Source organism: Deinococcus metallilatus (assembly GCF_004758605.1).
Lineage (GTDB): Bacteria > Deinococcota > Deinococci > Deinococcales > Deinococcaceae > Deinococcus > Deinococcus metallilatus.
In genome coordinates this window covers 315,383-328,760 of record NZ_CP038510.1, presented here as the reverse complement: position 1 = coordinate 328,760, position 13,378 = coordinate 315,383, and the positions used below count along the sequence as shown (strand labels likewise).

Annotated in this window: 11 protein-coding genes; 6 read left to right on the top strand and 5 right to left on the bottom strand. The window is 68.7% G+C overall.

Going from position 1 to position 13,378, the window contains the following annotated elements:
* The first annotated feature begins 56 nt into the window (after nt 1–56).
* Nucleotides 57–374: a ComEA family DNA-binding protein gene (locus tag E5F05_RS01460; protein WP_129117261.1), complete on the top strand. Its 318-nt coding sequence runs from the start codon at nt 57–59 to the stop codon at nt 372–374.
* Nucleotides 375–639: 265 nt separating this feature from the next.
* Nucleotides 640–1,437, top strand: coding sequence for a COG4705 family protein (locus E5F05_RS01455; RefSeq protein WP_129117260.1), 798 nt, complete (start codon nt 640–642; stop codon nt 1,435–1,437).
* Nucleotides 1,438–1,780: 343 nt separating this feature from the next.
* On the opposite strand, the gene E5F05_RS01450 is transcribed toward E5F05_RS01455, so the two are convergent.
* Nucleotides 1,781–3,112, bottom strand: a complete 1,332-nt coding sequence (locus E5F05_RS01450) for a hypothetical protein (RefSeq protein ID WP_129117259.1) — start codon at nt 3,110–3,112, stop codon at nt 1,781–1,783.
* A 626-nt stretch (nt 3,113–3,738) separates the two neighbouring features.
* On the opposite strand from E5F05_RS01450, the gene E5F05_RS01445 reads away from it, so the two are divergent.
* The 4 genes from E5F05_RS01445 (at nt 3,739) to E5F05_RS01430 (ending at nt 8,090) form a co-directional block, all read left to right on the top strand.
* Nucleotides 3,739–4,620 carry an AraC family transcriptional regulator gene (locus E5F05_RS01445; protein ID WP_164973295.1) on the top strand — a complete coding sequence of 294 codons (882 nt, stop codon included), beginning with the start codon at nt 3,739–3,741 and terminating at the stop codon, nt 4,618–4,620.
* Nucleotides 4,621–4,698: 78 nt separating this feature from the next.
* Nucleotides 4,699–5,460 carry an ABC transporter substrate-binding protein gene (locus tag E5F05_RS01440; RefSeq protein WP_129117257.1) on the top strand — a complete coding sequence of 254 codons (762 nt, stop codon included), beginning with the start codon at nt 4,699–4,701 and terminating at the stop codon, nt 5,458–5,460.
* Nucleotides 5,461–5,541: 81 nt separating this feature from the next.
* Nucleotides 5,542–6,447, top strand: a complete 906-nt coding sequence (locus E5F05_RS01435; RefSeq protein ID WP_129117256.1) for a dimethylarginine dimethylaminohydrolase family protein — start codon at nt 5,542–5,544, stop codon at nt 6,445–6,447.
* The gene (locus E5F05_RS01430) at nt 6,444–8,090 is read left to right on the top strand and encodes a M20/M25/M40 family metallo-hydrolase (RefSeq protein WP_129117255.1); all 1,647 of its coding nucleotides are present in this window, start codon (nt 6,444–6,446) and stop codon (nt 8,088–8,090) included. The genes E5F05_RS01435 and E5F05_RS01430 overlap by 4 nt, the downstream gene beginning before the upstream one ends.
* 101 nt (nt 8,091–8,191) lie before the next feature.
* On the opposite strand, the gene E5F05_RS01425 is transcribed toward E5F05_RS01430, so the two are convergent.
* Genes E5F05_RS01425 through E5F05_RS01410 form a run of 4 tightly spaced genes read right to left on the bottom strand, consistent with a single transcriptional unit; the run spans nt 8,192 to nt 13,240 of the window.
* The gene (locus tag E5F05_RS01425; protein WP_129117254.1) at nt 8,192–9,643 is read right to left on the bottom strand and encodes an NAD-dependent succinate-semialdehyde dehydrogenase; all 1,452 of its coding nucleotides are present in this window, start codon (nt 9,641–9,643) and stop codon (nt 8,192–8,194) included.
* On the bottom strand, nt 9,640–11,196 hold the full coding sequence (locus tag E5F05_RS01420; RefSeq protein WP_129117253.1) for an amidohydrolase: 1,557 nt from the start codon (nt 11,194–11,196) through the stop codon (nt 9,640–9,642). Before E5F05_RS01420 ends, E5F05_RS01425 begins: the two co-directional genes overlap by 4 nt.
* Nucleotides 11,193–11,879 carry a GNAT family N-acetyltransferase gene (locus tag E5F05_RS01415; protein ID WP_206732970.1) on the bottom strand — a complete coding sequence of 229 codons (687 nt, stop codon included), beginning with the start codon at nt 11,877–11,879 and terminating at the stop codon, nt 11,193–11,195. Before E5F05_RS01415 ends, E5F05_RS01420 begins: the two co-directional genes overlap by 4 nt.
* Nucleotides 11,876–13,240 (bottom strand): aspartate aminotransferase family protein, encoded by a 1,365-nt coding sequence (locus E5F05_RS01410; RefSeq protein WP_129117252.1) that lies wholly within the window; start codon nt 13,238–13,240, stop codon nt 11,876–11,878. Before E5F05_RS01410 ends, E5F05_RS01415 begins: the two co-directional genes overlap by 4 nt.
* Nucleotides 13,241–13,378 lie beyond the last annotated feature (138 nt).

The following is a 13,378-nucleotide window of genomic DNA, read 5'->3' as shown; positions in this document are numbered from 1 at the left end:
TGCGCCGCAGCGGTTCCCCTTTCCGGGACAGCCACGAACCGCACCTGGAGGTCACCATGAAGCGTTTGCCGTCCCTTGCCCTGCTCGTTGCCCTCGCCGCTGCCGGTCTGGCTGGTGCCCAGAGCAGCCACACCGGGAAGGCTCCGGCCAAGCCCATGACCGGGATGAACCACTGCGCCCAGGTCCTGAACGCCAAAGTGAACCTGAACCGGGCGAGCCTGGCGGACCTCCAGTGTCTCAAGGGCGTGTCCCTGACCGTCGCCAAGGACATCGTCGCCAACCGGCCCTTCAAGGACGGCAACGACTTCGCCCGCAAGATCGAAGTGATCGGCCACCGACTCTGGCAGGACAACCAGGCCAGCCTCACCTTCTAAGGCATTTGTCGTAAAGACCCCCTCACCCCTTGCGAAGCAAGGCCCTCTCTGCTTCGCAATCGTCGTGAACGGACGCCCCCGGGGACGCCACTCCTCAGCTTTGCAAGTCCCACCTGGGGAGAGGGTCGAAAAACGGAGCCATCCTTACGACAAAGGCTCTAAAGCCAGAAGGGAGGACTGAACAAAAAAGGGGAGCTGACACCCTCCCTTTTGTTCAGTCCCAGCCGCTGCCGGACCTCCCCACAGCCGCAGAAAGGGTGAACGCATGACTTCCAGCCTGACCACCGATCCGGCCCAACCGACCCGGACTTTCTGGAGCAAGGTTCCCGAGGTCACGGCCCTGTTCTGGATCGTCAAGATCTTCTGCACCACCATTGGCGAGACGGCCGCCGACTACCTGAACATGAAGCTGCATATCGGGCTGACCGGCACCACGCTGATCATGGGCGTCCTGCTGATCGCGGCCCTGATCTGGCAATTCCGCACGCCCCGCTACGTCCCCCCCGTGTACTGGCTGGCCGTGATGCTGATCAGCGTGGTCGGCACCCTGATCACCGACAACCTCACCGACAATTTCGGCGTCAGCCTCTGGATCAGCACCGGGGTCTTCAGTGTCGCCCTGATCGCCACCTTCCTCGCCTGGTACCGCAGCGAGGGCACCCTCTCGATCCACAGCATCTTCACCCCGAAGCGCGAAGCGTTCTATTGGCTGGCGGTGCTCTTTACCTTCGCGCTGGGCACGGCAGCGGGCGACCTGATGGCCGAGCAGCTCCAACTCGGGTACCTGCCCTCGGCGCTGATTTTCGGCGGAATGATCGCGCTGGTCGCGCTGGCACACCGGCTGTTCGGAATGAACGGCATCCTGACCTTCTGGGTGGCGTACATCCTGACGCGGCCGCTGGGAGCCTCCATCGGGGATTACCTCTCGCAGGGTCGGGATGTGGGGGGGCTGGGGTTGGGGACCACGACCACCAGCCTGATCTTCCTGGTGGGGTCGGTCGCCATCGTCGCTTACCTGACCGTGACCCGGCAGGATCAGATCGCCGTCCGGGAGGCGGCGTAGCGAAGAACAGCAGACCGATGCTTCACCCGGTTTCTGACTCACGGGAGCCGGGTGATGTTCTCGTTCAGACGCCGCTTGAACGGGCAGGGCGAGGGGTCACCTCCAGAGTCTTGAAAAGACAAGGCGGCTAACGTCCGGCTGCGTCGCCGTCACGCCCTCCCCTTTCAAAGGGACTCGGGAGGGCGGGGAGGCCTGGGCTGGAGTAACGGACAATCCACCCAGCCCAGGCCCCTGCTGCGGCTCGCCTCCCTGGCCTCGCAGGGGCCACGGCCGCGCGCTTCCCTGCGTCGCCCCTGCTGACCGGGCGACCTCTTCCCGCCCCGCGCGCAGGAGCATGACCCGCTCAGTGCACGTGGCCCTTACCCCGGCCTTTGGGCAGCTTGTCCTTCGTGAGGATGTCCCTGAGGTCCTGAGCGCGGAGGGGCAGCTCCTGCTGGGTCAGGAACGCCGACAGGGTGGACGCCTGCCCGGCGGCCCGGCGACGGACGTGCAGGAAGAAGGGGAAGCCCGTCTCGTTCGCGTTCTCGTTGAGGTGGCAGCCGCTGCACGTGGCGAGCGCGAAGGCGCGACGGGTCGCCTCGTCCACGCCGTTCACGTTCCACCGGAGATCGGTGGGCGTGAGGGCCGAGGCACCCAGGAACTGGGCCGGGACCTGATGCTGTCCGGCGAGGATGGCCGCCGCGTTGGCCTTGACCCAGGCGTCGAGTTCGGGGCTGCCGTTAAAGCGGGCGTCGGGGGTCTGCGCGACGGGCGCGAGGTGCAGTTGCCCGTCCGTGCCCAGGTGGAATTCGCGCATGTCCCAGAGCTTGCCGCTCGACAGGTTGAGGGGGTCGCTCCCGGGGAGCGCGAGGGCCGCCTCGTTGGTGCGGAGCTGGTCGAGGCCGCTGCCGTTGGGGCGGTCCGGGGCCAGACCGCGCCCGGAAAAGATGTCGGTGAGGTTTTGCAGGGCGGCGTTGTACGTCTCCCCGAAGGGCAGGCTGCCCAGCGCGTGCCAGGCTTTCGCCCAGAGCCGCACGTCGTCCTCGTTGCGGGCCACCTGCCGGAACTCGAAGATCACGCTGAAGCCCTGCACGTTTCCGCTGGCGTTGAGCGCGAAGAAGATAAAGCGGCCCTCGCCCGCGTCGAGGGGCTTGCCCTGCGCGTCCTCCTGGCGCAGATCGAGGCGGGTGTTGATCGAGCCGAGGCGGAAGGGCGCCCGGCTGAAATCGAGCTGACATTTGACGGCGTCGGGCGCGCAGCCGCTCGCGATCAGCCACGGCTCGATGATCAGGCTGCGGATGGTGGGGCGGGCGAGCGCGGTGAAGCCGTTCACGTGCTGGTCGGTTTCCCAGGAGCGCAACCAGTTCAGCGTGAAGGCCGAGGGGTCCTGATTCCCGGCCAGGTTCTCCATCAGCCGTCCGAAACTCCAGGCCCCCGCCGCAGGACGAGCAGGCTGGCGCGGGGCATAGTTGGTCCGCAGCGGGTCCTCCACGACGCTGAGATCGGTGACGAACAGCTCTTTCTCGGGCACGACCGGGACGGGCACCGCAGCATCGGTGTTGCCAGCCTGCGGCTTGACGCCCTGGGCGCCGAGCGGCGAATCGGCCGAACCGGGCGCAGAGCCGCAGCCTGCGGCCAGCAGCAGTCCGGTCAGGACGACGAACACCTGGCGGGCGGGGAGCAGGAGTCGGTGCATACGTTCCTCTTGCGACGGGACCGCGCCGATACCAGCGAGTGGACCGGGGTGGAGCGGCCAGGTGGGACGTGCCTCCGTGAAAACGTGCGGGTAGCCCAAAGTATAGGGGGATTGAACATGGAAGAAGATGAGTGAAGGCCACCGGCGAGTCAGGGCCACCGCAAAGTGGCAAGGTTCGCACAGGCTCGTTTGACCCCTCTGCTGCGCAGCTCTGCAAGTCTGGCCCTTACCCCTTCGGCCCTGCGGGCCACCTCCCCTCAAACGCTTGATGTGCATTACAGGGCTGGCGGGTAGGACAGGCAGGAGTGTTTTTCTCGTCTGACACGAGGGCGAGCTTCGCCCGCCACCCCTCTCCCCAACCCTCCGCTTCGCGGCTCTGCGAGTCACCCGCAAGGGGAGAGGGAGCAAAAAGTCCATTCTAGACAGCAACATTGCACATTAAGCGTTCAAGGGGAGGCAACAACCCAGGTTTCCTGGAGGGCAAAGGGCGTCCCTGGCTCCCTTTGAGGGGAGCTGTCAGCGAAGCTGACTGAGGGGTTGACTGTGGCGAGTCCTTCCGGACCTTGCGGTTGCCCTGTCGTCGGAATGGCCCTCTCCCCCGAGCGCGCACTATGCTGGAGGCCAGCATGAGGGGAAGAACAGCCGCGCTTCCAACCGGAGCGGTGCGGGGCGACGAAGGGTTGCCCGAACGGCAGGAATCGGCCCAGTTGTGGCGGTTGCCGAACCTGCCCGACCTGACGCTGTTCGCGGCGAGTTTCGTCCGCCACACCTTCGTGCCGCACGCCCACGAGCATTACGTCATCGCGGTGCATGAGGCGGGACTGGACCGGGGGACGGTCGGCCGCCGCACAGTAATCGTCCGTCCGGGGACCCTCAGTTTTCTGCATCCGGGTGAGGTTCACGCGGATCAGCCGGGGGATCAGAGCGGCTTTGCCTACCGGGCCTTTTACCCTGAACCGCGCCTGCTCCAGCACATCTGGCGCGACCTCACCGGTCAGGACAGCCTGCCGCACTTCAGGACGAATCTCTGCGAGGACGCCGCCCTTTTCGCGCGGCTTCAGGACCTCCACCGCCGCCTCCAGCAGTCGCGGGACCTGCTGGAGCAGGAGAGCCTGCTGGTTTCGACCTTCGCGCACCTGCTCCTCCAACTGGCGGTCCCGGCGGCGCGGCCCCTGAGTCTGAGGCCGGAGAAGGGGGGCATCCTGCGCGCCCGCGACCTGCTGGAAGCCGACCTCAGCGCCAGCCCTTCGCTGGAGGTGCTGGCCGGGGTCGCCAACCTGAGTCCCACTCACTTTCTGAGGGCCTTCCGCGAAACCTGCGGCCTGACCCCCCACGCCTACCTGGTACAGCGCCGCGTCCAGCAGGCGGCCCGACTGCTCGAAGGGGGCGAACGGCCGGGGCAGGTCGCGCAGAGCGTCGGGTTCGTGGACCAGAGCCACCTGAACCGCCACTTCAAACGCCTGCTGGGCGTCACGCCCGCCCATTACCGCCGCGCCTGGCATTCCTGAACCCCGGTGCGGAAGTCCGCAATTTTGTCCTAGCTTCTGCCGGGCGGGGCTGGCAGGCTGGGGGGCAGGAGGACGACCATGTTCAAGTGGAAGCGGGCGATATCGCTGCTGTCTCTGGGCGCGCTGGGGTGGGCGGGGGCCGCGGCCATTCCCACGCTCCTGACCCCGGGCAGCCTCACCATCGGGACCGACCCGACCTACGCGCCCTTCATCTACCTCAAGGGCAAGACGCTCACCGGGTTCGAGGTCGAACTGATGAACGAGGTGGCCCGCCGCCTGGACCTCAAACCCGTGTGGAAGTACCAGCCCTTCGACAACCTGCTGATCGGGCTGAACCAGAACCGCTTCGACATCGTGGTGGGGTCGCACGGCATCACTCCTGAGCGGCTCAAGGCGGTGGATTTCAGCACACCGGACTACTGCTCGGGCGGCGTGATTCTCAGCCGCGCGGGCGGTCCCCGGACGGTCGCGGACCTCCGGGGCAAGGTGGTCGCCGTGCAGGTGGGCACGACCTACTACCAGCGGCTGCGCGCCGTGCCGGGCGTGGGGGAAATCCGCACCCTACCCGGCGACCCGGAGGCGCTCCAGCACCTGCTCTCCGGCCGCTCCGACGCCTTTGTCACCGACCGCTTCGTGGCGCTGGCGGCGCAGGCCAAGGCCCCGCCCGGCAAGCTCCAACTGGGGTCCATGCTGTTTCAGGAAAAGATCGGCTTCGCGGTGAAGAAGGGCAATACCGCCGTCACCAACGCGGTTGACGGTGCGCTGAAAAGCATGATGCAGGACGGCACCTACGAGAAGATTTCCCGCAAGTACTTCAACACCGACATTCGCTGCAAGTAACGGCCCCGGCGCCGACCGACCCGGACGGAATCGGGCCGTTCTCTCACGCCGTCCTCTCCCCTGACTTTCCCGGAGGTTCCCATGACCCAGACCACCCCGCCCCAGACCGACCAGCCCCAAACCAACCAACCCTTCCACCAGAGCATGACCGCCCCCCTTCGCCGCGTGCTGGTCCGGCGGCCCGACCAGGCCTTCGCCGTCGAGGACCCGGAAGCCTGGCACTATGCGGCCCGGCCCGACCTGGCTGCCGCGCAGGCCGAACACGACGCCTTCACCGACATCCTCCGCAAGCACGGGGCCGAGGTCGTGTATCACGACATGGAGCAGCCGGGCCGGGCCGACTCGGTGTTCGTGTACGACCCGGCCCTGATCACCCGCGAGGGGGCCATCCTCCTGAACCCCGGCAAGGCGCTGCGCCAGGGGGAACAGGACGCGCTGGGCCGCCGCCTGGAGGAGCTGGGGGTGCCGGTCCTGGGCCGCCTGACCGGCGAGCAGTATGCCGAGGGGGGCGACATGTTCTGGCTGGACGACCAGACGCTCGCCATCGGGCGGACCTTCCGCACCACCCAGGCGGGTGTGGACGCCCTGCGCGCCCTGCTGGAGCCGCGCGGCGTGGAGGTCCAGGTGTACGACATGCCGGTGGGCGACGGGGCGGACGCCTGCCTGCACCTGATGTCGGTGATCAGTCCGGTCGCCCCGGACGCGGCGGTGGTCTATCCCCGCCTGATGCCCGTCCCGCTCTGGCAGGAACTCCAGCGGCGCGGCCTGCGGCTGATCGAGGTGCCCGATGCCGAATTTCCCACCCAGGGGTCGAACGTGCTGGCGATCACGCCTGCGGTCTGCCTGATGCTGGCGGGCAACCCGGTCACCCGCACGCGCCTGGAAGACGCCGGATTCACCGTCGAAAGCTACGTCGGCAACGAGCTTTCGCTGAAGGCGGAGGGCGGCCCCACCTGCCTGACCAAGCCCCTGGTGCGCCGGGCATGACCGCCCGCACCACTGGGCGCTGGGCGCAGTGTGCGGAGGACTGGACCCGGATGCTGGTCCGGCAGGGGAGCATCACCAACTCGGCCGGGGAACGGGACTTCGCGGCTGCGCTGGAACGGCGACTCCGGCAACGCCCGGCCTTCGCGGATCACCCCGAGTACGTCCGCTGCCTCCCCACCCGGGACGATCCCTACGCGCGCGCCAACGTCTACGCGCTGGTGCGGGGACGGGGCCGCCAGACGGTGGTGCTGACCGGCCATTACGACACGGTCAGCACCTCCAACTACGGCCTGCTGGAATCGGCCGCGTGCGACCCGGACGCCCTGCTGCCCCGGCTGATCGCCCACCTGGAGCAGCACGGCCGGGGCGCCGCCGACGCCCGCGCCCTGCAAGACCTGAAGACGGGGCACTTTCTGCCCGGACGCGGGGCGCTCGACATGAAAAGCGGCCTGGCCGCAGGGCTCGCCGTCGCGGAGCGGTTCGCGGCGGGTGACCATGACGGCAACCTGCTCTTTCTGGCCGTGCCGGACGAGGAGGAGAACTCCCACGGGATGCGCAGCGCCGCCGGGCAACTGCGCGAGCTGGCCCAGGAATGGGACCTGGACCTGGAGGCGGCCATCAACCTGGATGCCAGCATCGACCACGGCGCGGGCGAGGTGGGGCAGGCGGTGTATCTGGGCAGCGTCGGGAAGGTGCTGGTAGGCGTGCTGTTCGTGGGGCGGCCTACCCACGCCGGGGCACCCTTCGACGGGATCAACCCGACGCTGGCGCAGGCGGAATTCATTCGCCTCACCGAGGGCCAGGGGCACTTCAACGCCACGCCCGAATCCAGCCCGCCGCCCCCGACGGTCCTCCAGGCCAGCGACCTCAAGCCGCACTACGACGTGACCACACCCGAGTACGCCTGGTGCGCCCTGAACGTGCTGCTGCACCACAAGCCGCCCGAGGAGGTGCTGACCGGCATCCAGGAGGTCGCGCGGCAGGCGATGGAACGGGCCGCCCGGCGCCAGCGGGACAACGCGGCCCGGCTGGGCGTGACCCTGGCGGCAGACGACGCGGCGCCGGAAGCCCTGACCTATCAGGACCTGCTGGCCCGGGTGCGCGCGGAGCAGGGGGAGGAAGCGCTGCACACCTGGCAGGCCCAGGTCCGCGAGTGGGCGCAGGACCCGGCCCTGGACGTGCCGACCCTGACCCGCCGCGCCTTGCAGGCCCTGGTGCAGTTGTCCGGCCAGCCGGGGCCGCTGGCGGTGGTCACCTTCGCCTCCCTCGCGTACCCGGCCGTTCACCTGGGCGAGGACGCGCCGAGCCGACGGCTGAGGGCCGCCGTCGAGGAAACCGTCCATGACCTGCGAACCCGCCAGAACGTAAAGATGAACGTGCAGGAGTTCTTCCCGTTCATCTCCGACATGAGCTTTGTCGGGCAGGCGGTCCATCCCGGGAGCGCGGCCCTGGTCGCCGCCCAGTCTCCGGCGGCGGTTCGCTTCGCCGCGACCGGGGAGGCGATGGTCCTCCCGACCGTGAATCTGGGGCCGTGGGGCCGGGACTACCATCAGCAGAACGAGCGGGTCTACACCCCCTACGCCTTCGAGGTCCTGCCGGAAGTGCTGTGGCAACTCACCCGGCGGCTCCTCAGGAGGACGTGACGGGCGAAGGGCGGTAGCACCCGGGGCCGCTTGGAACTCGATGAAGGCCGGTGGAACAGTTCCTGTCCCTGTTCCACCGGCCTTCAGGTACGTTTCAGCCCTCAGTCGAGGCCCATGCTGATGAACTTGGTTTCCAGATACTCTTCGAGGCCCCAGTGCCCGCCCTCCCGGCCCACACCGCTGTTCTTCATTCCCCCGAAGGGCACGTTGGGCGCGGAGGCACTCGGCACGCCGTCGTTGATGCCGACGATGCCGTATTCCAGAGCCTCGGCCACCCGCCAGGCGCGGCCCAGGTCGCGGGTGTAGGCGTAGGCGGCCAGGCCGTACTCGCTGTCGTTGGCGAGGCGCAGACCTTCCTCCTCGGTGTCGAAGACCACGACGGGCGCGACCGGGCCGAAGGTTTCCTCGCGCAGGATCAGGCTGTCGGGGGCCACGTCGGTCAGCACGGTGGGGTGGAAGTACAGGCCCTCCTTCACGCTGCCGCCGACGGTGGCTTTCGCACCCCGGCGCAGCGCGTCCTCCACCTGCGCCTGAACCTTGTCCAGGCCCGCCTGCTCGACCACCGGGCCGACATTCGTGGTGTCCAGCAGCGGATCACCCAGAACCAGTTGGGCGGTCTTCTCGGTGAGGATGCGGGTGAATTCCTCGGCCACCTCGCGCTGCACGTACACGCGGTTGGTGCTGATGCAGGTCTGCCCGGCGTTGCGGAACTTGGAGCCGATCACCTCGCGCGCGGCCCGTTCCAGGTCCGCGTCCGCGAAGATCAGGAAGGGCGCGTGGCCGCCGAGTTCCAGCGAGACGCGCTTGATGGTCTTGGCGGCCTGGGTGTACAGCAAGCGGCCCACGGCAGTGCTGCCGGTGAAGGTCACCTTGCGGACCCGCTCGTCCTCCATGAAGGGGGCGGTGAAGGCGGCGGCGTCGCTGGTAGGCAGGACTTGCAGGGTGTTGGCCGGGCCGCCTGCTTCCAGCCACAGTTCGGCCAGGTACAGGGCGGTCATGGGACTCTGCTCGGCGGGCTTGAGAATCATCACGCACCCGGCGGCCAGGGCGGGCGCGGCCTTGCGGGTGATCATGCCTGCGGGGAAGTTCCAGGGGGTGACGGCGTAGACGATGCCCACTGGCTCGCTGCTCGTCAGGCCGCGCTTGTGGTTGAAGCGCATGTTGATGCGTTCGCCGCTGATGCGCCCGGCCTCCTCGGCGCACCACTCGATGAAGGAGGCCGCGTAATGCACCTCGCCGCGCGTCTCGGTGATCGGCTTGCCCATCTCCAGCGTCATCAGGCGGGCGAGCTGCTCCTTGTGCTCGAACATCAGGTCGTACCAGCGGCGCAGGATCAGGCCGCGCTGGTAGGGGTTGACCTTCCGCCATTCCCCCAGGGCGACCTCGGCGGCGTCAATCGCGCGGCGGGCGTCCTCGGGCGTGCAGTCGGCCACCGCGCCGATACTCTCCAGGGTACCGGGGTGAATGACCTCGAAGGTCTTCGGGGTGCTGCGCCATTCACCGGCGAAGTAGGCCTGGCTGCGGGTCACGGGATCGTTTTGCAGGGTGGTCATACGGGCTCGCTTTCTGCGGGCGCCTGGGAAGGGGCGGGAAAGGCGCCGCGCACCGGAATCTCCGGCAGGTCTTGAGGATCAGTATGAAACGGGTCGCCGCCCAGCAGGGTGAGGTCGGCGAGGAAACCGGGGGCCAGGGCGCCGCGCTCGTGTTCGTCGCCGTGGGCGACAGCCCCGCCACGGGTGTAGGCGCCGAGGGCCTGCGCCAGCGTCACGCCCATGCCGGGCACGTAGGGTTCGGTCACGGCCGCCCGCACGCCCGCCAGGGGGCGCAGCTCGCGCACCACCGGGCCGTCGCTGGAAAAGGCCACGTCGAGTCCGGCGTCGAAAAAGGCGCGCAAGGGGAACACCTGCCCGGCGAGTTCCTCCGGCACGAAGCGGTCATAGTTGGCGCGCAACTCGTGCAGGAAAACGGGTTGCGGTACGGCGATCACCCTCAGCTCGCGGGCAAGGCGCAGGTGTGCAGCGGAGGGCAGGCCGAAATGCTCGATCCGGTGGCAGGGGCCACCGGGATATTCCCGTTCCAACCGCGCGTACACGCCGAGGAGCTGGTCCAGCGCCAGATCTCCGATAGCGTGCGCACCGATGCGGAACCCGGCGACATGTGCCTCACGGGCCAGCCCGTAGAGGTCTTCCGTCTCGAAGCGCAGCACGCCCCGGCTGGGCGGCTCCATGTTGCGGTAAGGCACGCTGACCGCCGCCGTCGCGCCGCTGAGGCCGCCGTCCCCGAAGAACTTCACGCTGTCGCAGCGCAGCCGGGGCGAGAAGTGCTTCTCGGGGAGGGGCAACGTCTCCGTCCCGCCGTCCGGGCGGCGGATATACAGCAGGTTCACGCGGATGGGCAGTTTCCCCGCTGCGTCAAGCGCGCGGTAGGCGGCGTAGAGGGGTGCGTCCACCGCCGGGTCGGTGACCGCCGTGAAGCCGAGGGACTTCAGGTAAGTCAGCCCCGCCAGAATCCATTCCTCGTACTGCGCCTGCGTGGGGGCGGGCATCGCGCCGAAGACCAGCCCGTACGCCGTTTCGGTCAGCCGTCCGCGTTCGTAGTCGATCTCGCCGCCCGGGGGGGCGGGCGTGTCGGGGAGGATGGCCGCGCGGTCCAGGGCCGCCGTGCTGACCGCGTGGATGTGCGCGCAGGTGCGGGTGAGCAGGACGGGCCGCCCCGGTGCGAGGGCGTCCAGCAGCGCCCGGTCCGGTGTACCCCCCAGCCGCGTCTCGTTCCAGCCGCGCCCCCACAGCCAGGCACCGGGGGGCAGTTCGGCATGGCGCTGCTGGACCTGCCGGGCCAGGTCGTCCAGCGAGTTGGCCTCCCGAAGGTCGAGCAGGGTCGTGCGGAGTTGGCCGACTTTCCAGACGTGGACATGGGCGTCGGTCAGGCCGGGGAGCAGGGTGTGACCGCCCAGGTCGTGCACCCCCGCTCCTCTTCCCGCCACCGCCCGCGCATCTTCCAGCGTCCCGGCATGCAGCACGCGCCCGCCCCGCACGGCCAGCGCCTCCACCGCCCGCCCGTCCGCGTGGGGGTAGATCGGGCCGCCGGTATAGACGGTGGTGCTCACCCCGCCTCCGGGCGGTAATCGGGGTTGCGCCACACGATGAAGACGCCATGGTTGCGGCAGGAGTCGTCCTCCAGGTAGTCGGGGATGATGCCCCACACGCCGTAGCCGCGCTTCAGTTGCACGCTCAGCACCGGGTCACGCCTCTCGCCGCGGATCACTTCCAGCACATACTGTTCGATGGGCATGTCATGGGCCACGGCCCCATACCCCTTCGGCATCGCCCCGGCCACGTGCCCCCTGAGATTCAGGCGGCGGATCAGGTCGTGCCGCGCGCCGTACAGCAGCGTGGCGAGGCCCTGCCCGCGCGCATCGGGGTGGACGCCGATGTCCGCGCCGTACAACCAGTCGCCTTCCGGGTCGTGCGTGGTGAAGAGGTTGTCGCCGGTTTCTTCGAGGTACGGGTGCGCGTAGTGGGCGAAGTCGACCTTCAGCCGCAGGTCGCTGCTGGAGGCCACCAGCCGCCCGGTGTCGGTGTCCAGCACGGCGAGCTGCCCTTCAGGGAAGTGCGCCTGATGAGAGAGGAAGTGCCCCGCAGTGGCGATCTCCTCCTCGCTGAGGTCGGGGAAGCAGGCGCGTTGCACGGCTTCCAGGGCTGGGGCGTCGTCCGCGGGGGCCTGCACCACCACGTAACGGCCATCTTCCCGCGTAGCGAGGACCTGGCGGCCGATGAAGGTGGCCGTCACGCGGGGACCACCTCCTCGGCCGCCTTCGCCGCACGGTACGCCTCGCGCACGGCGTCCGCCACGGCGGTCAGACCCTCGCGCAGCATGTCCTCGGGGATGTCGAGGGCGGGCAGGAAGCGCAGGCAGTTGGAGTACAGGCCCGCGCGCATCAGCAGCACGCCGCGCTGCACGGCCAGCGGCACGGCGGCGGCCACCAGGTCCATCCAGGGCGTCTTGGTGACCGGGTCCTTCACGAACTCCACGGCCATCATCGCGCCGATGCCGCGAATGTCCCCGATGGGCAGCTCGCCGCGCAGCGGTTCCCACACCTCGCGCACCACGCGCTCCACGGTCTGCCCCCGTTCCAGGAAGCCGGGTTCGGTGAGGATGTCCAGCACGGCCAGCGCTGCGGCGCAGCTCACCGGGCTGCCGCCGTAGGTGCTGCCCACGCCGCCCAGGTGCGGGGCGTCCATGATCTCGGCGCGGCCCGTCACGGCGCTGATGGGCATCCCGGCGCCCAGGCTCTTGGCGCTGACGATCATGTCGGGCACCACGCCCGCGTGTTCAATCGCGTACAGCCGCCCGGTCCGTCCGCTGCCGCTCTGAATCTCGTCCGCGATCATCACGGCGCCGGTGCGGTCACAGATTTCGCGGATTTTCCGCAGGAACTTCACGGGCGTGGGGATAAAGCCGCCTTCCCCCAGCACCGGCTCGATCACGATGCAGGCGAGCGCGGAGCCGTCGATCTGGGCTGTCAGCGCGTTTTCCAGGTTCCAGCAACACCAGTTCACCCACTGCTCGCCCGTCATCCCTTCGGGGGCGCGGTAGGGGTTGGGGAAGGGCAGGCGGTACACCTCGCTGGCGAACGGCCCGAAGCCCTTCTTGAAGAGGCCGTACTTGCTGGTCATGCTCATGGTGAGGTTGGTGCGCCCGTGGTAGCCGCCCTCGAACACGATCACGCCCGCCCGGCCCGTGTAGGCCCGCGCGATCTTGACCGCGTTCTCCACCGCTTCCGCGCCGCCGTTGGCGAGCAGCGTCTTCTTGGGGAAGTCGCCAGGCGTCAGGGCGTTGAGCCGCTCGGCCAGCGCCGGGTAGCCCCCGAAGTTCACCACCAGCGCGCAGGGGTGGATCAGCTCGGCGGCCTGCTGCTGGATGGCCTCCACCACTTTCGGGTGGTTGTGGACCACCGCCATCATGCCGATGCCGCCCGCCAGGTCGATGAAGGTGTTTCCGTCCACATCGGTCACCAGCGAGCCACGCGCCGACTTCACGGCCACGCCGTTCGACTGGGCCAGCGCCCGGCTGACCGCCTCCGCCCGCCGCTGCTGGAGGGCGACGCTCTGGGGGCCGGGGATTTGGGTCTTGAGGTTGATGTAGGTCATGGGGGTTCCTCCTTCAGGGGACCATGTAGGGCTTACGCGAAACTCTGACTTGGACTATCGGGGCGTTGTGAGAGAGGGGCACTGGGCCGCTCTGCCGGTTCACCCCCTCTGCAAGCAGCTCTGCGAGTCCCGGCCTCC

Coding starts and splice junctions, on each gene's coding strand:
- E5F05_RS01460 (WP_129117261.1), top strand. CDS start 57: ATGAAGCGTTTGCCGTCCCTTGCCCTGCTCGTTGCCCTCGCCGCTGCC.
- E5F05_RS01445 (WP_164973295.1), top strand. CDS start 3,739: ATGAGGGGAAGAACAGCCGCGCTTCCAACCGGAGCGGTGCGGGGCGAC.
- E5F05_RS01440 (WP_129117257.1), top strand. CDS start 4,699: ATGTTCAAGTGGAAGCGGGCGATATCGCTGCTGTCTCTGGGCGCGCTG.
- E5F05_RS01455 (WP_129117260.1), top strand. CDS start 640: ATGACTTCCAGCCTGACCACCGATCCGGCCCAACCGACCCGGACTTTC.
- E5F05_RS01410 (WP_129117252.1), bottom strand. CDS start 13,240: ATGACCTACATCAACCTCAAGACCCAAATCCCCGGCCCCCAGAGCGTC.
- E5F05_RS01450 (WP_129117259.1), bottom strand. CDS start 3,112: ATGCACCGACTCCTGCTCCCCGCCCGCCAGGTGTTCGTCGTCCTGACC.
- E5F05_RS01430 (WP_129117255.1), top strand. CDS start 6,444: ATGACCGCCCGCACCACTGGGCGCTGGGCGCAGTGTGCGGAGGACTGG.
- E5F05_RS01425 (WP_129117254.1), bottom strand. CDS start 9,643: ATGACCACCCTGCAAAACGATCCCGTGACCCGCAGCCAGGCCTACTTC.
- E5F05_RS01435 (WP_129117256.1), top strand. CDS start 5,542: ATGACCCAGACCACCCCGCCCCAGACCGACCAGCCCCAAACCAACCAA.